The 7,202-nt window shown below is 63.3% G+C and carries 9 protein-coding genes; 5 read left to right on the top strand and 4 right to left on the bottom strand.

Annotated elements, in window-relative coordinates; all coding sequences use genetic code 11:
* The coding region (tyrS, locus tag KF827_RS19305; protein WP_291009189.1) for a tyrosine--tRNA ligase at positions 1–1,185 on the bottom strand (1,185 nt) is incomplete at its 3' end.
* 76 nt (positions 1,186–1,261) lie between these two features.
* On the opposite strand from tyrS, the gene KF827_RS19300 reads away from it, so the two are divergent.
* Complete coding sequence (locus tag KF827_RS19300) at positions 1,262–2,413, top strand: anhydro-N-acetylmuramic acid kinase (RefSeq protein ID WP_291009186.1); 1,152 nt, start codon at positions 1,262–1,264, stop codon at positions 2,411–2,413.
* On the opposite strand, the gene KF827_RS19295 is transcribed toward KF827_RS19300, so the two are convergent.
* Both KF827_RS19295 and KF827_RS19290 read right to left on the bottom strand, forming a co-directional pair.
* A complete protein-coding gene (locus KF827_RS19295; protein WP_291009192.1) occupies positions 2,339–3,313 on the bottom strand; it encodes an ROK family protein in 975 nt (324 codons plus the stop codon). The genes KF827_RS19300 and KF827_RS19295 overlap by 75 nt on opposite strands.
* Positions 3,313–4,002 (bottom strand): hypothetical protein, encoded by a 690-nt coding sequence (locus KF827_RS19290; RefSeq protein ID WP_291009183.1) that lies wholly within the window; start codon positions 4,000–4,002, stop codon positions 3,313–3,315. The genes KF827_RS19295 and KF827_RS19290 overlap by 1 nt, the downstream gene beginning before the upstream one ends.
* Positions 4,003–4,229: 227 nt before the next feature.
* On the opposite strand from KF827_RS19290, the gene KF827_RS19285 reads away from it, so the two are divergent.
* The 3 genes from KF827_RS19285 (at position 4,230) to KF827_RS19275 (ending at position 6,580) form a co-directional block, all read left to right on the top strand.
* Complete coding sequence (locus KF827_RS19285; RefSeq protein ID WP_291009180.1) at positions 4,230–4,604, top strand: response regulator; 375 nt, start codon at positions 4,230–4,232, stop codon at positions 4,602–4,604.
* Positions 4,605–4,614: 10 nt separating this feature from the next.
* Positions 4,615–5,982: a PleD family two-component system response regulator gene (locus KF827_RS19280; protein WP_291009177.1), complete on the top strand. Its 1,368-nt coding sequence runs from the start codon at positions 4,615–4,617 to the stop codon at positions 5,980–5,982.
* 157 nt (positions 5,983–6,139) lie between these two features.
* Positions 6,140–6,580 (top strand): MarR family transcriptional regulator, encoded by a 441-nt coding sequence (locus tag KF827_RS19275; protein ID WP_291009174.1) that lies wholly within the window; start codon positions 6,140–6,142, stop codon positions 6,578–6,580.
* Here the strand turns inward: KF827_RS19275 and KF827_RS19270 are convergent.
* On the bottom strand, positions 6,577–6,750 hold the full coding sequence (locus tag KF827_RS19270; protein ID WP_291009171.1) for a hypothetical protein: 174 nt from the start codon (positions 6,748–6,750) through the stop codon (positions 6,577–6,579). The genes KF827_RS19275 and KF827_RS19270 overlap by 4 nt on opposite strands.
* A gap of 229 nt (positions 6,751–6,979) precedes the next feature.
* Between KF827_RS19270 and KF827_RS19265 the strand changes: the two genes are divergently transcribed.
* Positions 6,980–7,202, top strand: a 223-nt coding sequence (locus KF827_RS19265; RefSeq protein WP_291009168.1) for a hypothetical protein, incomplete at its 3' end; no start/stop codon positions are given.

Raw genomic sequence — 7,202 nt, 5'->3', positions numbered from 1 at the left:
GGCCAGCCCGATAGCCTGGGTTTCGTTGCTCACCGCCTGGTCGTTCAGCTTGATGCCGCCGCCGCGGATATGCCGGCGCGCTTCGCCGCCGGATTTCGCCAGGCCGGTTTCGAGCACCAGTTGAAACGCTTCGATGCCGGCCGCCAGCCGCGCCTTGGCAACCTGCATCACGGGCAGGTCGCCGCCGAAATTGCCTTCTTCAAAAGCCTTGCGCGCGGTTTCGGCCGCCGCATCCGCTGCCTCGCGGCCATGGCACAGCGCGGTGGCTTCGGTGGCCAGGATCTTCTTGGCGTCGTTCAACTCGGCGCCCTGCAAGCTTTCCAGCCGTGCGATCTCGCTGATCGGCAGATCGGTCATCAGGCGCAGGAAGCGGCCCACATCGGCATCTTCGGTGTTGCGCCAGTATTGCCAGTAATCGTAGGGCGCCAGCATGTCTTCGTTCAGCCACACCGCGCCGGATGCGGTCTTGCCCATCTTGGCGCCGGAGGATGTGGTGAGCAGCGGGCAGGTGAGGCCGAACAATTCCTTGTCCTCGACCCGGCGGCCAAGCTCCACGCCGTTGATGATGTTGCCCCATTGATCCGAGCCGCCCATCTGCATGTTGCAGCCATGGCGGCGTGCCAGCTCCACGAAATCGTAGGCCTGCAGGATCATGTAGTTGAATTCCAGAAAGCTCAGCGGCTGTTCGCGGTCGAGCCGCAGCTTCACGCTGTCGAAGCTGAGCATACGATTGACCGAGAAATGCCGACCGTAATCGCGCAGGAAGTCGATGTAATTCAGCTTGTCGAGCCAGTCGGCGTTGTTCACCATGATGGCATCCGACGGGCCGTCGCCGAAGCGCACGAAGCGGCTGAACACCCGCTTGATGCTCTGCATGTTGGCGTCGATGATCTCAGGCGTCAGCAGCTTGCGCTGCTCGTCCTTGCCCGACGGATCGCCCACCTTGGTGGTGCCGCCGCCCATCAGCACGATGGGCTTATGGCCGCATTCCTGCAAACGCCGCAGCATCATGATCGACAGCAGATGGCCGGCATGCAGGCTGGGGCCGGTGCAATCATAGCCGACATAGGCCACCAGCCCGCGCGGCTGCTTGGCCTGCTCGTCCAGGCGGGCGGGATCGGTGGCTTGGTGCAGATGGCCACGCTCGGCCATCAGGCGCAGGAAATCGGAGGTATACGCGGTCATTGTCAGGCTCGATATGCGACGGAATTGCGGCGATGGTCTAACATATGCGCCTCGCCACGCCTAGTATTCGAGTCCCATGTCGGATTTTCCCTGGATTATCGGCCTGATGAGCGGCACGTCGATGGATGGCATCGATGCCGCCCTGCTGCGTACCGATGGCCGTGCGGTGGCCGCATTCGGCCTGGCCCGCACCCAGGCCTATACGCCGGAGCTGCGCGCCCGTATCAGGGCCAGCCTCAACCCCGTTGCGCATGGGGGCGGCGATCACGGCCTGGGGCGCGCCTTGGCCGAGGCCCATGCCCAGGCGGTGGCGGAGTTGCTGGATGCGGCGGGGCTGAAACCTGGCGATATCCGCCTGCTGGGCTTCCATGGCCATACCTTGCTGCACCGGCCGCATCGGGGCCGCACCTGGCAGACCGGCGATGCCGGGCTTTTGGCCAAGCTCACCGGGATTGCCACGGTATCGGATTTTCGCAGCCAGGATGTGGCGGTGGGTGGCCAGGGCGCGCCCCTGGTGCCGCTGTATCACCGTGCATTGGCGGAGAAGGCGGGCCTGAACCTGCCGCTGCTGGTGCTGAATATCGGCGGGGTGGCGAATGTCACCTATATCGGCGGCCCCGAGGATGCCGATCTGCTGGCCTTCGATACCGGGCCGGGCAATGCGTTGCTGGATGATTGGCTGCATCGCCATACCGGCGAGGCAATGGATGCGGGCGGCCGGCTTTCGGCGCAAGGCAGCGTGGACGAAGATGTGTTGGCAGCGATGCTGGCGCATCCTTATTTCAGCCGCCCGGCGCCGAAATCTCTGGATCGCGATGATTTCACCCTCGATCCGCTGGCCGAACTCTGGCCCGCCAGCGGCGCCGCCACGCTGGCCGCTTTCACGGCCGCCGCGGTGGCGCGCGGGGTGGAGCTGCTGCCGAAACCTCCGCTGCGCTGCCTGGTCTGCGGCGGCGGGCGGCATAATCCCAGCATCATGCGCGAGTTGGCCTTGCGGCTGGAGATGCCGGTGCAGCCGGTGGAGGCGGTCGGCTGGCGCGGCGATGCGCTGGAGGCGGAAGCCTTCGCTTATCTGGCGGCGCGGGCCGTGGCGGGTTTGCCGCTCAGCCTGCCGGGCACCACAGGGGCAGCCTATCCGGTTTCCGGCGGCCGGCTATGGCAGCCGCTCACCGCTGGCCCGCTCACCGCTGGCCCGCTCGCCAATGGCCCGCTCGCCAATGGCCCATAGCCAGGCAGCGCCGCGCACGCCCGATGAATCGCCGTGCAGATTGCGCTTCAGCGGTGTAACGATCGTGTCGGAAAACGCCCAGGTCTCCCAGAGCTGCGGCACCGACTGATACAGCCGGTCTAGATTCGACAAGCCGCCGCCCAGCACGATCACATCGGGATCCAGCAGGTTCAGCACCGCTGCCAGCGCGCGGGCCAGGCGGGTTTCCAGCCGGCGCAGGGCGGCTTCCGCCTCGGCATCGCCGGTGTCCGCGCGCGCAACGATATCCTCGGCATCCAGTTGCAGCCCGGTGGCGCGGGTGAAATCGTTTTCCAGGCCGGTGCCCGATATCCAGGTTTCGTTGCAGCCGCGCAGGCCGCAATAGCAGGCCGGGCCGGGCAGCTCGTCTGGCATCGGCCAGGGCAGGGGATTGTGGCCCCATTCGCCGGCAATCGCATTCGGCCCCACCAGGGCATGGCCGTTGATCACAATTCCGGCACCGCAGCCGGTGCCGAGAATCACACCGAACACCGTGTTATACCCCGCGCCGGCACCATCCATGGCTTCCGACAGCGCAAAGCAATTCGCATCGTTGGCCAGTCGCACCGGGCGACCTAATGCCTCGGCCAGATCCTTGTCCAGCGCATGGCCGATCAGCCATACCGAATTGGCATTCTTCACCAGCCCGGTGGCAGGCGATACCGTGCCGGGAATGCCGACGCCCAAGCTACCCCTCGTGCCGGGGCTGCCGGTCGTGCCGGCCTGGGCTTCCACCGCCAGCACCAGATCGCGGATCGCCAGCACGCTGCGGCGATAATCGCCGCGCGGCGCGGCCACGCGCTGGCGGGCCAGAATGCGGCCATCATCGGCCAGGGCGATGGCTTCGATTTTGCTGCCGCCCAGATCGACACCTATGCGCATCACGCTGCCTTGCTCAGGAACTGCATGAGATCGGTCTCTATTTCGGCCCAGCTATTCAGCCGTACATTGCTGAACTCTGCCTTGCCCAGCATTGGCGCCAAGCGCGGTTCGGCAATGAAATGCACGCGCCTTGCCGAAGGGGCGTGCTTGGCTACCGAGCCATGATGGCTGGGGATATCATCCACGAAGGCCGCCGGCATTCTGGCATTGGCCGCCATCAGCGCGGCCATGGCCGGTCCCTTCGGTCCGCTATTGGCCAGTACAGGGTAGGCCATGCCATGGCGGGCCAGCGCCAGTTCGCGGGCCGGCTTGGCCGAGGCCGGCTGGTTGCTCAACACCACAATGTCGTAATGTCGAGACAATCTGGCCAGACTGTCGGCAGCGCCATCCACCGGCTCCAACCCTGCGGTGGCCTCGCTGAAAAAATCATCCAGCAGGCTGCCCAGGGCTTCGCGCGGCACGGGCTGATTATCCCCGCGCGCGCGGATATTTCCCGCCAATGCGAAGCTGCTCCAATCGAAATACAGGGCGCGGCTTTCCAGCCAGCCGGCTAAACCGCGGATGAAGTAGAACAGCACCTCGTCGGCATCCACCGCCAGCAGGGGGCGCAGCGGGTTCCGTTGCAGAGTTGCAATCTGCGCCAGGATTAGCGGCGGAAGTGTGGATTCGGCGGACGGATCGCTTGTCATGGCTTTTTATATACACGATATTGTAGGCACTGGGATTGGTGAGCCCGGGATTGTAGCAATTACCGACTTGGCCGTTTCTGGGTGAAGTGATACATAGCCCGAAAGCGTGTGCCGAACTGCCAGTATATGCAGCCAGGTATTCCAATGCCGTCTGATTTCGGCGTGTAAAGTATATGTGGGGTTGCCCGGCATCAGCCGGGCAAAAGGAAGCAGCAGGGGACCGGCCGATGAGCAAGACCGTTCTGATCGTCGAGGACAACGAACTCAACATGAAGTTGTTCCACGACCTGCTGGACGCCCATGGCTACAAGACATTGCAGACCAAGGACGGCATGGAGGCGCTGGCTATCGTGCGCCAGCACCGGCCCGACCTGATTCTGATGGATATCCAGCTGCCTGAAGTGTCTGGCCTGGAAGTGATCAAGTGGATCAAGGAGGATGACAACCTCCGCAGCATTCCCGTGGTTGCCGTTACCGCTTTTGCTATGAAGGGCGACGAAGAGAAGATGCGCGAGGGCGGTTGCGACGCCTATATCGCCAAGCCGATCTCGGTTGCCAAATTCATCGAGACGGTGCGTCAGTTCCTCGAACCGAAGACCTGAAGTCGCCGCCATGACGGCGCGAATCCTGATCGTTGACGATATCCGCACCAACGTGAAGGTGCTGGAAGCGAAGCTGACCAGCGAATACTACGAAGTGTTCACCGCCGCGAGCGGGCCTGAGGCGCTGGAAAAGGCGCATAGCACAAATCCCGATCTGATCCTGCTGGATGTGATGATGCCCGGCATGGATGGTTTCGAGGTCTGCCGCCGCTTGAAGGCCGATCCCGAAACCGCCCATGTGCCGGTGATCATGGTGACCGCCCTGGGCGATCCGGAGGATCGGGTGCAGGGCCTGTCGGCCGGCGCCGACGATTTCCTCACCAAACCGGTGGACGACATCTCGATGTTCGCCCGCGTGCGGTCGCTGCTGCGCGTGAAGCTGATGCTGGATGAGTTGCGCATGCGCGAGCGCACGTCGGCCACGCTGGGCGTGATCTCGCCGCCGGTGCCCACGTTGGACGAAGATTATTCCTCGGCCCGCATCTTGCTGATCGAGGATAATCCGCGCGACCAGACCCGCCTGATGCGCATGATCGAAGACCAGTTCCTGGTTAACCTGGTCACCGATGGCATGGAAGGCCTGTCCGAGGCGCGTAAGCAGGAATACGATTCCGTGGTGGTCAGCCTGGGCCTGAAATCGCCCGATGGCCTGCGGCTCTGCTCGCAATTACGCACCACCGAGCAAACCCGCAATGCGCCGATCCTGCTGCTGGTGGGGCCGGATGACCAGAAAGCCCTGGTGAAGGGGCTGGAGATCGGCGTGACCGACTATGTGGTGCGGCCGATCGATCGCAACGAATTCATCGCCCGCCTGCGTGCCCAGGTGCGCCGCAAACGCTATCAGGAACGCCTGCGCCAGCATTACCAGCAGAGCATCCAGATGGCGGTGATCGATCCGCTGACCGGCCTGTATAACCGGCGCTACATGGCCTCGCATCTGGATACGCTGCTCACCGAAAGCGCGCAGCAGCATGGCACCGCCGTGCTGATCCTCGATCTCGATCATTTCAAGCTGGTGAACGATACCTATGGCCATCAGGTGGGCGACGACGTGTTGCGCGAAGTCGGCGCACGCATCGTGCGCAACATCCGTGGCATGGACATGGCCTGCCGCTATGGCGGCGAGGAATTCGTGGTGCTGATGCCCGATACCACGCTGGATGCCGCCCGCGTGGTGGCTGATCGTTTGCACCGCGCCATCAGCAGCGCCATGGTGGCTGTGCGCGCCCCGGTGGGCGAATTGTCGGTCACCTGTTCGGTGGGGCTGGCCTCAAGCATCGATGCCGATAGCGCCGAAAAACTGCTCAAGCGCGCCGACGATGCGCTCTATAAGGCCAAGGCAGACGGCCGCAACCGCGTTATGGTCGACGGCGACTGAACCGGGCAATGGTTCGGAGAATACGCCGAAGAAAACCCGGGAGAGAACCATGAGCCGGCCATTGGCAAAACCCATCGCCCTGGTGCCGGGCGATTCCCGGCCAGCGGCGGCATCAGGGCCAGCTACAGCATCAGGGCCAGCTACAGCATCAGGGCCAATGGCCTTCGATCTGCGCTTTGTCATCATCAACAAGATCGGCCTGATCGACAGCCTTTCGGCCGGGGTGGCCACGCGCTTGCTGGAGACCCTGTCATTGCCGGCGCCGCTTTTCGGCTTGCTGCATTTGTTTGCCGAGCGGCCCGATCTGCCGCGCACCGTTACCCAGCTTGCCAAGGCCACCAACGCGCCGCAGCCTGGCGTGAGCAAGCGGGTGCAGAAGCTGGTGCAGCGCGGTCTGCTGCGCGAACAACCGAGCGATTTCGATGCCCGGCAGAAGCTGTTGTTTCTCACGCCCGAGGGCCGCGCGCAGCATGCGCAGGCGATAAACCTGCTGGTGCCCGCGGCGGGTGAGGTGTTTGCCGATTGGAACGAGGCCGATATCCAGCGGCTCGGCGCCGCGCTGGATCGTATCCAGGCAACGCTTACGGAAAAATTCTAGGCCGGCCGTTCAGTCACTGCGTTGCAGGCGCCGATATCCAGGATGCGGGCCGGGGCCGTGAAACGGCTCTGCGGCAGCAAGGCGGCCATCGGGGCATAAAGCACGGCCGGCGCGATTTGCTCGTAGCGCGGCATCAACGCCGCTACTGCTGCGGCATAACCCTTAATCACCTGATCCGAGATACCAGCTCATCCGTTTTCGCCAGGTTCACCTGCAGTCTAACCGCTCGTTTTCTGGCTGGGCAGTGGGCTGATGGACAATTCGATCATTTGAATTGCCGGAAAATCAGTAAAAAATTTCCTTGGTTCGCAATTAATATTCCCAAGAATTATAATTGCAATTAACTCGCAATATAATTACGATCCGCCCCCATTAAGAACATTCTGGGGAATGCAAATCATGGTGCGGCGTAACATTCTGGTGGTGGTGGCGGCTTTTGGCGGGGGATTGGCGATGCCGGCCCTGGCTCAGCAGGCAGCGGAGAAGCAGGAGGCTGCCCCGGCCATGCTGGATACCGTGGTGGTCAGCGCCAATCGTACCGAGGAGCCGATTTCGGCCATCCCGGGCTCGGTGATCGTGATCGGCCGCGAGGAGATCGAGAAGCAGCTGAAATTGTCCAGCA

The organism is Ferrovibrio sp. (assembly GCF_019636075.1).
Lineage (GTDB): Bacteria > Pseudomonadota > Alphaproteobacteria > Ferrovibrionales > Ferrovibrionaceae > Ferrovibrio.
This window is presented reverse-complemented; position numbering and strand designations above follow the sequence as displayed.